The following is a 14,404-nucleotide window of genomic DNA, read 5'->3' as shown; positions in this document are numbered from 1 at the left end:
CGAATAGTGGGGCTAACCCCCGTGCGGTGGGGAGCCCCGCTCCCTACCGTGGACGTATGACCGGAATGGACGCGCGGGACACCGAGCTCAAGAAGGAACTGAACGCCACCTTGCAGGCACGCAGGGAATTGGGCGACGAGTACGAGTCCGCGCTGGTCGACTCGTTCATGGAGAAGGTCGACCAGCGCATCGACGGCGCTGTCGAGCGCCGGCTGCGGCGACAGCTCGCCGAGCAGCAGATGGTGGTGGCCCGGGGCTCGCGCTCACCGAAGCCGACGGACTCCGACTCCTTCGGCGAGCGCTTCGGCTTCGGCATCGTCACACTGATCGTCGCCGTCCCCCTGTCCGGAATCGGCGGCGGCGTGGCCGGCCTCTCCGGCCTGCTGGTCACCTGGGTCGGCATCGTGGGCGTGAACGTCGTCCAGGCGGTACGCACCAACCCCGGCCTGTTCCGGGGCTGGCGCCGCAGGCCGACGAAGGACGAGGACCGCTGGCAGGACTGAACCCTCCTGAGGCGGCGGAGAAGCCGGCGTTGTCCGGGAGTTGGGCCGAGGCCGAGGTGTGACGGTGTGACCGGCCGTCGGTGAGAAGAGTGTCGCGGGGACCGCCGCACCCCCGTTGCCGGGGGGCGGGACGACGGCGGTCCCCGCGAGGGACGCGGGCCGGGTCAGGGCCGGGCTTGCGCGTCCGTGGCGTCTGTGGAGGTCCGGGAGCCGCTCCGGAGGTCCGTGACGCCGTTTTGGTGCCGGCGGGGGCGGGGAGCCGCTCCCGCCCTGCCGACACCCACTAATGTGCCGGACCCGTGTTAAGCGGGTGCTGCGTGAACGTGACGCGCTCGTACCAGTTCCGCGTCGCTCCGAGCGGCCCCGGTCATCGCAAGTTCGCCGCGGACACGCCCCGTTCACCGCACGTTCGCCGCTACTTCCCGCCCTTGGCGAGGAACGCCAGCAGGTCCTGCCGGCTGATCACACCGGTCGGCTTGCCCTCGACCAGCACGATCGCCGCGTCCGCCGCGCCCAGCACCGACATCAGGTCGCCGACCGGTTCACCGGAGCCGACCTGCGGCAGCGGGGCCGACATGTGCTTCTCCAGCGGGTCGCCGAGGGAGGCGCGCTTGGTGAACAGGGCGTCCAGCAGCTCCCGTTCGACGACCGACCCCACGACCTCGGCGGCCATGACGTCCGGGTGACCGGCGCCGGGCTTCACGATCGGCATCTGCGAGACGCCGTACTCGCGCAGCACCTCGATGGCCTGACCGACCGTCTCGTCCGGGTGCATATGGACGAGGGAGGGGATGGCGCCGTGCTCCTTGTCGTTGAGGACGTCGGCGACGCGCGCGTTCGGGCCCTCGTCCTCAAGGAAGCCGTAGTCGGCCATCCACTCGTCGTTGAAGATCTTGCTGAGGTAGCCGCGCCCGCTGTCGGGGAGCAGGACCACCACGACATCGTCCGGACCGAGCCGCTCGGCGACCTCCAGCGCGGCGACGACGGCCATGCCGCAGGAACCGCCCACCAGCAGACCCTCCTCGCGGGCGAGGCGCCGGGTCATCTGGAAGGAGTCCTTGTCGGACACGGCGACGATCTCGTCGGCGACGGTCCGGTCGTACGCGGTCGGCCAGAAGTCCTCACCGACGCCCTCGACGAGATACGGCCGCCCCGAACCGCCCGAGTACACGGAGCCCTCGGGGTCGGCGCCGATGACCTTGACCTTGCCGTCGCTGGCGTCCTTCAGATAGCGGCCGGTGCCCGAGATGGTCCCGCCGGTGCCCACGCCCGCCACGAAATGGGTGATCCTCCCCTCCGTCTGCTCCCACAGCTCGGGGCCGGTCGAGTGGTAGTGGGAGAGCGGGTTGTTGGGGTTGGAGTACTGGTCTGGCTTCCAGGCGCCGGGCGTCTCGCGCACGAGGCGGTCGGAGACGTTGTAGTAGGAGTCCGGGTGCTCGGGGTCGACGGCGGTCGGGCAGACGACCACCTCGGCGCCGTACGCCCGCAGCACATTGATCTTGTCCGTGCTCACCTTGTCGGGGCACACGAAGATGCACTTGTACCCCTTCTGCTGGGCCACGATGGCGAGCCCGACCCCGGTGTTGCCGCTGGTCGGCTCGACGATGGTGCCGCCGGGCTTGAGCGCACCGCTCTCCTCCGCGGCCTCGATCATGCGCAGGGCGATGCGGTCCTTCACGGAGCCGCCCGGGTTGAAGTACTCGACCTTGGCCAGGACGGTGGCCTGGATGCCCGTGGTCACGTTGTTGAGTCTCACCAGCGGGGTGTTGCCGACGAGACTGATCATCGAGTCGTGGAAATGCACCGTTGTCTCCGGATGCTGAAAAAGGCGTGGTCGTAGTGGTTCCGCCAGCCTAAGGCCCGGTGGTCCGCGTGGGGCCGCCGAAAGTCGTTCACTCGCGGTTGGGATTGGGCCACGGTCCGTGCGGGGCAAGCAGTTGATGTACGGCTGTGACGGCCAGGAGGAGGTGGCGGCGACGCATGACGCGCATGTCGAGGGCGAGAGTGGCCCGGCGGATCGCTGCGGGCGCCGCGTACGGCGGGGGCGGCATCGGTCTCGCCGGTGCGGCGGCGGTGGGCCTGCTGCTCGCCGAGGTGCGGATGGCCAGGCGGCACGTGGGCAACGGCACCAGCAACCACGTCCCGAACGCCGACGGCCGCTACGGCCACCTCTACACGACCCCCGGTGACCCGCCGCTGCGCCTGACGCTGCTGGGCGACTCGACGGCCGCGGGACAGGGCGTGCACCGGGCGGGACAGACGCCGGGGGCGCTGCTGGCGTCGGGCCTCGCGGCGGTGGCCGAGCGCCCGGTGGTCCTGCGCAACGCGGCCCAGCCGGGAGCCCGCTCGGACGACCTGGACCGCCAGGTGGCCCTGGTCCTCGCCGACCCGGCCCTGACACCCGACGTCTGCGTGATCATGATCGGCGCGAACGACGTCACGAACCGGATGCCCCCGACCCGCTCGGTCCGCCACCTCTCGGCTGCCGTACGGCGGCTGCGCACGGCCGGCGCGGAGGTCGTGGTCGGCACCTGCCCCGACCTGGGCACGATCGAACCGGTCCAGCAGCCCCTGCGCTGGCTGGCCCGCCGCGCCTCCCGTCAGCTGGCGGCCGCGCAGACGATCGGCGCCATCGAGCAGGGCGGCCGCACGGTGTCGCTCGGCGACCTGCTGGGCCCGGAATTCGCGGCCAACCCGCGCGAGCTCTTCGGCCCCGACAACTACCACCCCTCCGCGGAGGGCTACGCCACGGCGGCGATGGCGGTCCTGCCGACCGTCTGCGCGGCCCTGGGCCTGTGGCCCGCGGAGGAGGAACGCCCCGACGTCACCCGCCGCGAGGGCTTCCTGCCGGTGGCCCGCGCCGCGGCCGAGGCTGCCTCCGAGGCGGGCACCGAGGTCACGGCCGCCATGCCGACGGGGCCGAAGGGGCCATGGGCCCTGCTGAAGCGCCGGCGGCGTCGGCGGGTACCCGAACCGGACCGGGCGCCGGTGACGCCGTCGTCGTAAACCGGGGAGGGGAGACAGGAGAAAAGCAAGCGCTTAGAAAATTGCGGCCAGGGTCACACCCTCACACCCGTGACCCTTCGCCTACGGACAGGTAACTTCCCTCACAGCCCTGCCCGACCCCCCGGTATGCACCTGGAGCCGTGATGCCCGAAGCCGTGATCGTCTCGACCGCCCGCTCCCCCATCGGCCGCGCCTTCAAGGGCTCCCTCAAGGACCTGCGCCCCGACGACATCACCGCCACCATCATCCAGGCCGCGCTCGCCAAGGTCCCCGAGCTGGACCCGCGCGACATCGACGACCTGATGCTCGGCTGCGGCCTCCCGGGCGGTGAGCAGGGCAACAACCTCGGTCGTATCGTCGCCGTGCAGATGGGCATGGACCACCTCCCGGGCTGCACCATCACCCGGTACTGCAGCTCCTCGCTCCAGACCTCCCGCATGGCGCTGCACGCCATCAAGGCCGGTGAGGGCGACGTCTTCATCTCTGCCGGTGTCGAGATGGTGTCGCGGTTCGCCAAGGGCAACTCCGACAGCCTCCCGGACACGCACAACCCGCTGTTCGCCGAGGCCGAGGCCCGTACCGCCGCGGTCGCCGAGCAGGAGGGCACGACCTGGCACGACCCGCGCGAGGACGGCCTGATCCCGGACGCCTACATCGCCATGGGCCAGACCGCCGAGAACCTCGCCCGGATGAAGGGCATCACCCGCCAGGAGCTGGACGAGTTCGGCGTCCGCTCGCAGAACCTCGCCGAGGAAGCCATCAAGAACGGCTTCTGGGAGCGCGAGATCACCCCGGTGACCCTCCCCGACGGCACCGTCGTCAGCAAGGACGACGGCCCTCGCGCCGGCGTCACCATGGAGGGCGTCCAGGGCCTCAAGCCGGTCTTCCGCCCCGACGGCCTCGTCACCGCCGGCAACTGCTGCCCGCTGAACGACGGCGCCGCCGCGGTCGTGATCATGTCCGACACCAAGGCCCGCGAGCTCGGCCTGACCCCGCTCGCCCGCATCGTGTCGACCGGCGTCTCCGGCCTGTCCCCGGAGATCATGGGCCTCGGCCCGGTCGAGGCCAGCAACCAGGCCCTGCGCCGCGCCGGCCTCACCATCGACGACATCGACCTGGTCGAGATCAACGAGGCGTTCGCCGCCCAGGTGATCCCCTCCTACCGCGACCTCGGCATCGACCTGGACAAGCTGAACGTCAACGGCGGCGCCATCGCCGTCGGCCACCCCTTCGGCATGACCGGCGCCCGCATCACCGGCACGCTCATCAACTCCCTCCAGTTCCACGACAAGCAGTTCGGTCTGGAGACCATGTGCGTCGGCGGCGGCCAGGGCATGGCGATGGTCATCGAACGCCTCAGCTGACGCCCGTATGTAGTCAACAGGCAACCCCGTGTGAGCCTTCGGCCCAGAACCCGCGAAAGTCCAAGGTTCTGGGCCGTTTTGTGATCCAATCTCCCCCAGGATGTGACCTATCTCCCTTCGCGAAGGGATTTACGCAGGTCAGAGCAGTTTCCGCACCAAACTCCGGGCCCAAAACCCTGCCCGTTTCGTGACGTTACGCACTGACAGCTGGATAGTCCGCCCTTCAAGCTGATGTAGGAAGTCGGGGGTCGACTTTGAACCGGGAGTACGTCAGTGAGCGCCATGCCGATCGCTTTGCTGCTCACCACGGCCGCCACCGGCGCCGTGGGCGTCGCCGTCCTGCGCACCCTCGTGGTGCTGCGCCGACAGGTCGCGGCCCTGCACACCGAGCTGGCACAGAACAACACCGCCACGGCCCGCGGGCTCGTCCCGCAGGCCCGCCACGCCGCCGACGCCGATGAGATACGCGCGGCCGTCGCCGATGCGCTCGCCGAGGAGCGGGAGCGGGAGCTGGCCGAGGCGCGCGCCTTCTGGGCCGCCCAGGAGGCCCGTGACGCCTCCGACGCGCCCACGCTGCTGGGCCTGTCCGACAGCGAGCTGTTCCTGCCCCGCCAGGCCGATTTCGCGGGCCTTGAACATCTGGAGCCGGTGACCGAGTCCACCGCGGACGCCGACGAGTTCGCCGGGGAGTCCCCCGAGCTGGCCGCGGCCCGCCGCCGTCACCCCTCCCACCCGGACTTCGTCCCGGCCTCGTCGCCGGTGGTGAACGACCATGAGCGCACGGTGGCCACCCTGGAGGACCTCGCCGCCTCCGCCACCGAACTGACCGACGTCCGCCCGGGCCCCCTGGGCACCCTCGACGTCTATGTCTTCGCCGACGGCACGACCCTGTGCATGACCCCCGGCCACCGGGAGACGGCGGAACGTCTCGCCGGGGCCCTGCGCGCCGGCGAGACCCCGGTCCTGCTCGGCGGTTCGGGAGTCTCGGGCGCGTACACCCTGACCTTCGCCTGCGGCGAGGAGAACGTCTACATCCTGGCGGACAGGGTTATAGCCAGCCTGTAATTCGCATTTTCCGGCGGGGGGAACAGGCGGCACTTCTAGGCGCCGGGGGCCTGCAGCGCCCTTAGGGGCGCGGGGAACTGCGCGACAAGCCCCCACGAACCGTCAGCCGCCGACGAAACATCAGACGCCCGCCCTCTTCTGCGCCTCCTCCACCAGCCGAACCGCTTCAGCGACCTGGTCGTCATTCTCAAGAACCACCGCCAAGTCATGTACGGCAACGGTGATTTGATCGGCCGCCGCAAACATCCCGGCATCAGGCATCTCCCGAGGCTCCACCCCGGGCGCCTCCACGGTCTGCGCCCACGAGGCCAACCGCCTGGCCAACCCCAAAGCCTCAGCGGCAGCGCTCCGCTGCAAGCGCGACTGCGGCGCCGCCCTCAAACGATCGGCGAAGTGATCCACGGCCCGGGTCAAACGCGTCGTATCAACCACGCCGTGAGCGTACGCGACTGTTGCCAACGGGCGAACGCTCAGGCACGGTGACCTGAAGGACCGGCTTACATCCCCTTTGCGTCCGGAGGCGCCGATGTCCCACGTCCTCTCCGAGGAGACCCACCGCAACATGCTCGCCCGCATCCCCCACTGCACCGGTCGTGAAGTCTCCGACTGGCTCCGCACCGTAGAAGAAGGCCCGGCTCTCGTTCGCTTCGAGGAGAAGGTCAGCTGGCTGCGCCACGAATACGACCTCGCGTACGGCCACGCGAAGGCGATCGTCCATGAGTACGACCTGAGGAGGGCGGCGCGCAAATTCCTCTAGGCGCGCACCGACGACGAAGGGCCCCGGGACGAACCCAGGGCCCTTCGCTTACGACGGTGCGGTTACGACCGCAGGTCAGTCGCTGCTGTTGAGGATCGAGATGAGCCTCAGGAACTCCATGTAGATCCACACCAGCGTCATGGTGAGACCGAAGGCCGCCAGCCAGGCCTCCTCGCGCGGCGCGCCGTAGGCGATACCGTCCTCGACCTGCTTGAAGTCCAGGGCGAGGAAGCAGGCGCCGAGCAGGATGCCGATGACACCGAAGAGGATGCCGAGCGGGCCGCTGCGGAAGCCGAGGCCGTCACCGCCGCCGAAGACCGCGAACAGCAGGTTGATCGCCATCAGGACGATGAAGCCGAGCGCGGCCGCCATCACGAAGCCGACGAAGCGGCGGTTGACGCGGATCCAGCCCGCCTTGTACGCCACGAGCACCGCGCAGAACACGGCGAGCGTGCCGAGCACGGCCTGCATGGCCGCGCCGCTGGCGATGCGGTTGTCGACGACGCTGGAGACCACGCCGAGGAACACGCCCTCGAGCGCGGCGTACGACAGGATCAGCGCGGGCGACGCCTTGCGCTTGAAGGACTGGACGAGCGCCAGGACCATGCCGATCAGACCGGCGCCGATGGCGATGCCGTAGGACCGGCTGATGTTGGCGTCGTCGACCGGCAGCAGCGCCCAGGCGAGCGCGGCCGTGACGACCAGGATGCCGAGCGTGGTGCCGGTGCGCATGAGGACGTCGTCCATCGTCATGCGGCCGGTGGTGGCCGGGGCCTGCGGCGGTGCGCCGTACGGGGCCTGCTGGGCGTAAGGGTTCTGCGCGTACGGGTTGCCGGCCTGCGGCTGGGCATACGGGTTGCCCTGCGTGCCGACAGCGGCGGCGGTCCCGGCCTGCGGCGCGGTGTTGAAGCCCGCGTAGCCGTTGTCGCGGCTGAACCCCCGTCGCGAGAAGACCGGGTTGCTGCTCCTCATTTCACTCCTCCATGGCCGCCGTGCGCGGCCTTGGCTCAAGAGTAATAGGTAGGCAAAGGATTGACCCTAGTGCTTGGGGAGGATCTTTCCCTCGTCGTGCTGGCCAACACGCTACGCGGCCGGGTGATTCCCAGCCACGACGGGGCCTATTCATGACCAACCTGCTACGTGGCCGGAACCTGTCGGAGATCACCCGAACGGAAATCCGGTGTACGCCTCCGCCAGGTCCGTCTCCGCCGCCACCGACCCCGCGATCCGATCGAGGCGCGCCAGCTGGAGCCGGTCCTCGAACGGCGTGGCCTCGGGGGCGCGGTGCAGCAGCGTCGTCATGTCGTAGGAGAACCGCTCGGCCTGCCAGACCCGGCGCAGACAGGTCGCGGAGTAGGCGTCGAGGAGTTCCGCCGATCCCGTCTCCCTCTGATACGTCAGCGCACGCGCGAAGGTGACGACGTCACCGATGGCCAGATTCAGCCCCTTGGCACCCGTCGGCGGCACGATGTGGGCCGCGTCACCGGCCAGGAAGAGCCGGCCGTGCCGCATGGGTTCATGGACGTACGACCGCATGGGTGTCACCGACTTCTGGGTGATGGGGCCGCGCTCCAGGCGCCAGTCGTCGGCCGTCTCGAAGCGGCGTTCCAGCTCGTCCCAGATCTCGTCGTCGCTCCAGTCCTCGGCATCCGTGCCGTCCGGCACCTGGAGGTAGAGGCGGGAGACGGAGGGGGAGCGCATGGACAGCAGGGCGAAGCCGCGGTCGTGGCGGGCGTAGACCAGTTCGTCGTGGGAGGGGGCGACGTCGGCGAGGATGCCGAGCCAGCCGAAGGGGTACGTCCGCTCGAAGACGCGGACCAGTTCCGCGGGGATGGCCTTGCGGGCGACGCCCCAGAAGCCGTCGCAGCCGACGACGTAGTCGCATTCGAGCACGTCCTCGGCGCCCTGGTGACGGAAGCGCACGCGCGGGCTGCCGGTGTCCGCGCCTTCCACGGCCAGCGCCTCCGCCTCGAACAGCAGGGGGCCGCCCTCCTTCAGTTGGAGGGCTATGAGGTCCTTGCAGACCTCGGTCTGGGCGTAGACCGTCACCGACCGGCCGCCGGTGAGTGCGGGGAAGTCGACGCGGTGGCGTTTGCGGGCGTAGCGCAGTTCGATGCCGTCGTGGCGCAGTCCCTCGCGGTCCATCCGCTCCCCGGCGCCGGCCGCGCGGAGCACGTCCACCGTGCCCTGCTCCAGGATTCCGGCGCGCTGACGGTGCTCGACGTAGGCGCGGTCGCGGCTCTCCAGGACGACCGAGTCGATGCCGGCGTTGTGGAGCAGCCGGGCGAGGAGGAGGCCGGCCGGGCCCGCTCCGATGATGCCGACGGTGGTGCGCATCGGTCGCTTCCCTTCACATGGACGCCGTTCGCCTGGTGAACTTCTATTCACCAATTTCCGATGTCGAGTCTCCGACCGCGCAGGCCCGCTGTCAACGGTTGCGCGGGAACTCTTGAATCGGGGTCAACTCTTGAAGGAGCAGAAGAGAGTCGGAAGTGCCCAGAGCCGGACTTGAACCGGCACGCCCGCGAAGGGGCAGCGAGGTTTAAGCTCGCCGTGTCTGCATTCCACCATCTGGGCAGGCCATGGGCTCCGCATCGAGGTTCCGAGCCTATCGGGATACATCCCCCGAACAGCGGACGGGCGGACCGATGTTGTCTTATTTTATTGATGTCTGAGGGTGCATCAGCCCACGGAACACGCCATCCGCACTTGCCAATAGCCTTACGCGCGGTGGTCGGCGCCGCATACGGAATGACGGAATTTCACCGCCCGAACAAGGACGCTCCACCTGTTCCCGATGCGAACGGGTGTCAGGGGCCGCCGTCATCCTCAGGTATGACACAGGCGCCCGTGGTCCATCCGCAGTCTGCCTTCGGGACCAGAACAGGGACGGACTACACGGCGGTTCGCGGCCGGGACGATGGATACGTCCTTCGAACACACCGCCGTCCCTTCAGGAGCGTTCTTCTCGTGACCACCGCACCCATCGCCGACCGGGCCACCACCGTGGCCGCACGGGCCACGGATCTGTCGAAGATCTACGGACAGGGCGAGACCCAGGTGGTCGCCCTGGACCGGGTCTCCGTCGACTTCCGGCAGGCCGAGTTCACCGCGATCATGGGCCCCTCCGGCTCCGGCAAGTCCACGCTGATGCACTGCGTGGCGGGTCTGGACACCTTCTCCTCAGGGTCGGTGCGCATCGGCGACACCGAGCTCGGCACCCTGAAGGACAAGCAGCTCACGAAGCTGCGCCGGGACAAGATCGGCTTCATCTTCCAGGCGTTCAACCTGCTGCCGACGCTGACCGCCATGGAGAACATCACCCTCCCGATGGACATCGCGGGCCGCAAGCCGGACCAGCAGTGGGTGGACTCGGTGATCCGCATGATCGGCCTCTCCGACCGGCTCAAGCACCGCCCCGCCCAGCTCTCCGGCGGCCAGCAGCAGCGCGTCGCCGTGGCCCGCGCCCTCGCCTCCCGCCCCGAGATCATCTTCGGCGACGAGCCCACCGGAAACCTCGACTCGCGCTCGGGCGCCGAGGTGCTGGGCTTCCTGCGCAACTCCGTACGGGAGTTGGGGCAGACCGTGGTGATGGTGACGCACGACCCGGTGGCCGCGGCGTACGCGGACCGCGTGGTGTTCCTCGCGGACGGCCGGATCGTCGACGAGATGTACCGGCCGACCGCGGACAACGTGCTCGACTTCATGAAGCAGTTCGACGCGAAGGGCCGCACCAGCTGATGTTCCGCACCGCCCTGCGCAACGTACTCGCGCACAAGGCCCGGCTGCTGATGACCGTGCTCGCCGTCATGCTCGGCGTCGCGTTCGTCTCCGGCACCCTGGTCTTCGCCGACACCCTCTCCAACGCCTTCCGCAACCAGAGCGCGAAGAGCTACGACGACGTCGCCGTCTCCGTCACCTCGTACGCCGACCCCGACGACACCAAGAAGGAGCCCGGCCTCTCCCGGAAGACCCTCGACAAGATCAGCGCCATCGACGGCGTCGCCGGGGCGTACGGCCGCGTCGAGGGCTTCGCCGGGGTCGCCGACCCCGACGGGAAGCTGATCGGCGTCGGCTGGTCCAACAAGGGCTCCAACTTCGCCCCCGGCAAGGACGGCAAGGACTCCGCCTACACCTTCACCGACGGCTCAGGACCGCTGAAGGACGATCAGATCGCCCTGGACAAGGAGTCCGCGACCAAGGGCGAGTACAAGGTCGGCGACCGGGTGCGCGTCGCGACCAACGGCCCGGTGAAGGAGTACACCCTCAGCGGTGTCTTCACCACCGAGGACGGCGCCGTGAACGCCGGCGGCAGCCTCGTCCTCTTCGACACCGCCGTCGCCCAGCAGCAGTACCTCAAGCCGGGCTACTTCGAGAGCGTCACCGTCACGGCCGCCCCCGGCGCCGACGATGCGAAGATCCTCGCCGCGGTCAAGCCGCTGCTGCCGGACACCGCCGAGGCCGAGACCGGCCAGGCGCTCGCGGACAAGCAGGCCGAGCAGATCGAGCAGGGTCTGGGCTCGCTCAAGCAGGTCCTGCTCGGCTTCGCGGGCATCGCGCTGTTCGTCGGGATCTTCCTGATCTCCAACACCTTCACCATGCTGGTCGCCCAGCGCACCAAGGAGATCGCCCTGATGCGCGCGGTCGGTGCGTCGCGCAAGCAGATCACCCGCTCGGTGCTCGCCGAAGCCGCGCTGGTGGGCCTGGTCGCCTCGGTGATCGGCTTCGGCCTCGGCATCGGCCTCGCGGTCGGACTGCGCTCCGGCATGGCCGCGTTCGACATGAAGATCCCCGACGGTCCGCTGATCCTGTCCGCCACGCCGGTGATCTCAGCGATCGCGGTCGGTGTGCTGATCACGATGTTCGCCGCCTGGCTGCCCGGCCGCCGGGCCGCGAAGATCCCGCCGGTCGCCGCCATGAACAGCCTCCACGCGGCGGCCACCACCAAGTCGCTGGTGGTCCGCAACTCCATCGGTACGGCCATCACCGGCCTCGGCGCGGCCGGGATCGTGCTGGGCGCCTCGACCGGCGGCGACGACGGCCGGATGTACATCGGGGCGGGCGCGTTCTTCGCGCTGATCGGCGTGATCATCCTGATCCCGCTGCTGTCCCGGCCCGTCATCGCGCTCGTCCGTCCGCTGCTCGTCGGCCCCTTCGGAGTGGCGGGCAAGCTGGCCGGCCTGAACGCGGTCCGCAACCCGCGCCGTACCGGAGCCACCGCCTCGGCGCTGGCGATCGGACTGACGCTGGTGACCGGCCTGTCGGTGCTCGGCATCACGGTCGGCACGGCCATCGACAAGATGACCACGGACAACATCAAGGCCGACTACATGGTCTCGATGGCCAACGGCGGCGACCTCGACCAGTCCGCGCTGACCGCGCTGGAGAAGGCCAAGGGCGTCTCCGCGGTCTCCCCGCAGCAGGACGCCTACCTCCAGGCCGGCGACGACTACGTGTCCGCCTCCGCGGTCACCCCGGGCGACATCCAGCGCGTCCTGAACGTCGACGTCGTCAGCGGTGACGTCGACTCGCTCGCCAAGGGCCAGATCGCGGTCGCCGAGAAGACGGCGAAGAGCAAGGGCTGGAAGCCGGGCGACAGCGTCCCCTTCACCTTCGCCGACGAGAAGAAGGCCACGCTGACGGTCGGCGCCGTCTACAAGGACAGCGAGTTCCTCTCCCCCGTCCTCATCGACACCAAGGTGGTGAACGAACACGAGACCAAGCCGTACATCCGGCAGATCTTCGTGAAGACGGACGGCGGCCAGACCTCGGCGAACGAGCAGGTCCTCATCGACGCGCTGGGCGACAACCCCGCGATCAAGGTCATGGACCGGCAGGACATCCGCAACGAGTTCGGCGGTGTCATCAACACCCTGCTGAACATCATGTACGGCCTGCTGGCGATGGCCCTGATCATCGCGGTGCTGGGTGTCGTCAACACCCTCGCGATGTCGGTCTTCGAGCGGCAGCAGGAGATCGGCATGCTGCGGGCGATCGGTCTCGACCGGCGCCGGGTGAAGCGGATGGTCCGGCTGGAGGCCGTGGTCATCTCGGTGTTCGGCGCGGTGGTCGGCATCGGTCTCGGCGCCTTCCTCGGCTGGGCGATCGGCGAGACCTTCGCCGACAAGATCCCGGGCTACGCGCTGGTCCTGCCCTGGGACCGGATCGGGATCTTCCTGGTCCTTGCCGGTCTGGTGGGCGTCCTGGCCGCCCTGTGGCCGGCCCGCAACGCCGCGAAGCTGAACATGCTGAACGCGATCAAGGCGGAATAGCCGTACGCGCGCGAGGGCCCCGTTCCCGGGAGGGAGCGGGGCCCTCGGCATGTCAGCCCCAGGTACGGGCCCGCAGCGGCATCGCCGAGTCGCCGGAATCGGGTGTGCGCACCGCCAGCACCTGATTGACGCCGATGCGATTGCGCTCGAAGGCCAGCGCGCAGGCCGCCATGTACAGCTGCCAGACACGGGCGCGCCCCGGGCCGGTGAGCTTCACCGCCCGCGCCCACCCGGCCTCCAGGTTGGCGACCCAGCGGCGCAGCGTCAGGGCGTAGTGCTCCCGGATCGACTCCACGTCGCGCACCTCGAACCCGGCGCGTTCGAGCTGGGTGACGGTGACGCCGAGGGGCTGGAGCTCACCGTCGGGGAAGACGTAGGCGTCGATGAACTCATCGACCTCGTACGTCGATTCATCGCGCTGCGGCCGCCGCCCGATCTGGTGGTTGAGCAGCCGCCCGCCGGGCTTGAGCAGCCGGTGCAGCACATCGGCGTACTCCAGATACCGCTCGGCGCCGACGTGTTCGGCCATGCCGATGGAGGAGATCGCGTCGTAGGGCCCGTCGCCGACGTCCCGGTAGTCCTGGACGCGGATCTCCACCCGGTCGGTGAGCCCCTCGTCGGCGACGCGCTTGCGGGCGTACGCCGCCTGCTCCTGGGAGAGGGTGATGCCGACGACGCTCACGCCGTACTCGCGGGCCGCGTGCACGGCCATCGAGCCCCAGCCGCAGCCGACGTCGAGCAGCCGCTGACCGGGTCTCAGGTCGAGCTTGCGGCAGACGAGGTCGAGCTTGTCGCGCTGGGCGGCCTCCAGGGTGCCGTCCGGGGGCGGGGCCGACCAGTAGGCGCAGGAGTACACCATGGACGGGCCGAGGACGATCTCGTAGAAGTCGTTGCCGACGTCGTAGTGGTGGCTGATGGCGCGCTTGTCGGTGCGCTTGGTGTGCAGATGGGCGCGGACCCGGCGGACCTCCTCGGGGGGCGGCGCGGGCGGCAGCGGCAGTCCGCCGAGCCTGATCAGACCGCGCAGCGCGGCGCGTACCTCGGGGTCCCGGAGCGCCTGAGCCGGGCTCCTGGCATCCTCCCCCCGCTCCCACACGATCCCCGCCAGCCGGTCGAGGGCGCCGTAGAGGTCCCCCTCGATGTCGATGTCCCCGGCCACCCAGGCCCGGGCCAGGCCCAGTTCGCCGGGCTTGAACAGCAGCCGCCGTACCGCACGGCGATTGCGTACGACGAGAGTCGGCGCGTCCGGCGGCCCCGCCTGCGAACCGTCCCAGGCGCGGATGCGCACCGGGAAGGGAACTCCCAGCAACTGTTCGAGAAGGCTCTTCAGCCGCACAGCGGCGTCGGCCATGGCGCACACCTCCGTGATCTGATCCCGGAATGTCCCAACACCACGTAAACACCTGGGAGCCCCCCGCGCAGTCCCCCACGCGCGTT

The 14,404-nt window shown here is 69.6% G+C and carries 12 protein-coding genes and 1 tRNA gene; 7 read left to right on the top strand and 6 right to left on the bottom strand.

The window, feature by feature from the left end; translation table 11 throughout:
- Positions 1 to 56 precede the first annotated feature (56 nt).
- Positions 57 to 503, top strand: a complete 447-nt coding sequence (locus tag IE325_RS21440) for a hypothetical protein (protein WP_190071579.1) — start codon at positions 57 to 59, stop codon at positions 501 to 503.
- A 415-nt stretch (positions 504 to 918) separates the two neighbouring features.
- Here IE325_RS21440 and IE325_RS21435 read toward each other — a convergent pair whose 3' ends face one another.
- Positions 919 to 2,307 carry a cystathionine beta-synthase gene (locus tag IE325_RS21435; RefSeq protein ID WP_190071578.1) on the bottom strand — a complete coding sequence of 463 codons (1,389 nt, stop codon included), beginning with the start codon at positions 2,305 to 2,307 and terminating at the stop codon, positions 919 to 921.
- A 176-nt stretch (positions 2,308 to 2,483) separates the two neighbouring features.
- On the opposite strand from IE325_RS21435, the gene IE325_RS21430 reads away from it, so the two are divergent.
- The 3 genes from IE325_RS21430 (at position 2,484) to IE325_RS21420 (ending at position 5,938) form a co-directional block, all read left to right on the top strand.
- Positions 2,484 to 3,509, top strand: coding sequence for an SGNH/GDSL hydrolase family protein (locus tag IE325_RS21430; RefSeq protein WP_190071577.1), 1,026 nt, complete (start codon positions 2,484 to 2,486; stop codon positions 3,507 to 3,509).
- 143 nt (positions 3,510 to 3,652) lie between these two features.
- Positions 3,653 to 4,873, top strand: a complete 1,221-nt coding sequence (locus tag IE325_RS21425) for an acetyl-CoA C-acetyltransferase (RefSeq protein WP_190071576.1) — start codon at positions 3,653 to 3,655, stop codon at positions 4,871 to 4,873.
- Between the two features lie 282 nt (positions 4,874 to 5,155).
- Positions 5,156 to 5,938 (top strand): hypothetical protein, encoded by a 783-nt coding sequence (locus tag IE325_RS21420; protein WP_190071575.1) that lies wholly within the window; start codon positions 5,156 to 5,158, stop codon positions 5,936 to 5,938.
- A gap of 120 nt (positions 5,939 to 6,058) precedes the next feature.
- Here IE325_RS21420 and IE325_RS21415 read toward each other — a convergent pair whose 3' ends face one another.
- On the bottom strand, positions 6,059 to 6,370 hold the full coding sequence (locus IE325_RS21415; RefSeq protein WP_190071574.1) for a hypothetical protein: 312 nt from the start codon (positions 6,368 to 6,370) through the stop codon (positions 6,059 to 6,061).
- A gap of 94 nt (positions 6,371 to 6,464) precedes the next feature.
- Here IE325_RS21415 and IE325_RS21410 point away from each other — a divergent pair, with 94 nt between their 5' ends.
- Entirely contained in the window at positions 6,465 to 6,695 is a 231-nt protein-coding gene (locus tag IE325_RS21410) for a DUF4287 domain-containing protein (protein ID WP_030049879.1), read from the top strand.
- A 75-nt stretch (positions 6,696 to 6,770) separates the two neighbouring features.
- Here IE325_RS21410 and IE325_RS21405 read toward each other — a convergent pair whose 3' ends face one another.
- The 3 genes from IE325_RS21405 to IE325_RS21395 form a co-directional block, all read right to left on the bottom strand.
- Positions 6,771 to 7,667, bottom strand: coding sequence for a Bax inhibitor-1/YccA family protein (locus tag IE325_RS21405; RefSeq protein ID WP_190071573.1), 897 nt, complete (start codon positions 7,665 to 7,667; stop codon positions 6,771 to 6,773).
- A gap of 189 nt (positions 7,668 to 7,856) precedes the next feature.
- Entirely contained in the window at positions 7,857 to 9,032 is a 1,176-nt protein-coding gene (locus tag IE325_RS21400; protein ID WP_190071572.1) for a 4-hydroxybenzoate 3-monooxygenase, read from the bottom strand.
- Between the two features lie 156 nt (positions 9,033 to 9,188).
- A tRNA-Leu gene (locus IE325_RS21395) sits at positions 9,189 to 9,272 on the bottom strand.
- Positions 9,273 to 9,665: 393 nt separating this feature from the next.
- Here IE325_RS21395 and IE325_RS21390 point away from each other — a divergent pair.
- Both IE325_RS21390 and IE325_RS21385 read left to right on the top strand, forming a co-directional pair.
- The gene (locus IE325_RS21390) at positions 9,666 to 10,436 is read left to right on the top strand and encodes an ABC transporter ATP-binding protein (protein ID WP_190071571.1); all 771 of its coding nucleotides are present in this window, start codon (positions 9,666 to 9,668) and stop codon (positions 10,434 to 10,436) included.
- A complete protein-coding gene (locus IE325_RS21385; protein WP_190071570.1) occupies positions 10,436 to 12,967 on the top strand; it encodes an ABC transporter permease in 2,532 nt (843 codons plus the stop codon). Before IE325_RS21390 ends, IE325_RS21385 begins: the two co-directional genes overlap by 1 nt.
- A gap of 52 nt (positions 12,968 to 13,019) precedes the next feature.
- On the opposite strand, the gene IE325_RS21380 is transcribed toward IE325_RS21385, so the two are convergent.
- On the bottom strand, positions 13,020 to 14,318 hold the full coding sequence (locus IE325_RS21380) for an SAM-dependent methyltransferase (RefSeq protein WP_190071569.1): 1,299 nt from the start codon (positions 14,316 to 14,318) through the stop codon (positions 13,020 to 13,022).
- Between the last annotated feature and the right edge of the window lie 86 nt (positions 14,319 to 14,404).

Source organism: Streptomyces lanatus (assembly GCF_014655715.1).
GTDB lineage: Bacteria > Actinomycetota > Actinomycetes > Streptomycetales > Streptomycetaceae > Streptomyces > Streptomyces lanatus.
This window is presented reverse-complemented; position numbering and strand designations above follow the sequence as displayed.

What these genes read in the sequence shown, in the direction of transcription:
- IE325_RS21440 (WP_190071579.1), top strand. Translation starts at nt 57, where the DNA reads ATGACCGGAATGGACGCGCGGGACACCGAGCTCAAGAAGGAACTGAAC.
- IE325_RS21430 (WP_190071577.1), top strand. Translation starts at nt 2,484, where the DNA reads ATGACGCGCATGTCGAGGGCGAGAGTGGCCCGGCGGATCGCTGCGGGC.
- IE325_RS21425 (WP_190071576.1), top strand. Translation starts at nt 3,653, where the DNA reads ATGCCCGAAGCCGTGATCGTCTCGACCGCCCGCTCCCCCATCGGCCGC.
- IE325_RS21420 (WP_190071575.1), top strand. Translation starts at nt 5,156, where the DNA reads ATGCCGATCGCTTTGCTGCTCACCACGGCCGCCACCGGCGCCGTGGGC.
- IE325_RS21410 (WP_030049879.1), top strand. Translation starts at nt 6,465, where the DNA reads ATGTCCCACGTCCTCTCCGAGGAGACCCACCGCAACATGCTCGCCCGC.
- IE325_RS21405 (WP_190071573.1), bottom strand. Translation starts at nt 7,667, where the DNA reads ATGAGGAGCAGCAACCCGGTCTTCTCGCGACGGGGGTTCAGCCGCGAC.
- IE325_RS21400 (WP_190071572.1), bottom strand. Translation starts at nt 9,032, where the DNA reads ATGCGCACCACCGTCGGCATCATCGGAGCGGGCCCGGCCGGCCTCCTC.
- IE325_RS21385 (WP_190071570.1), top strand. Translation starts at nt 10,436, where the DNA reads ATGTTCCGCACCGCCCTGCGCAACGTACTCGCGCACAAGGCCCGGCTG.
- IE325_RS21380 (WP_190071569.1), bottom strand. Translation starts at nt 14,318, where the DNA reads ATGGCCGACGCCGCTGTGCGGCTGAAGAGCCTTCTCGAACAGTTGCTG.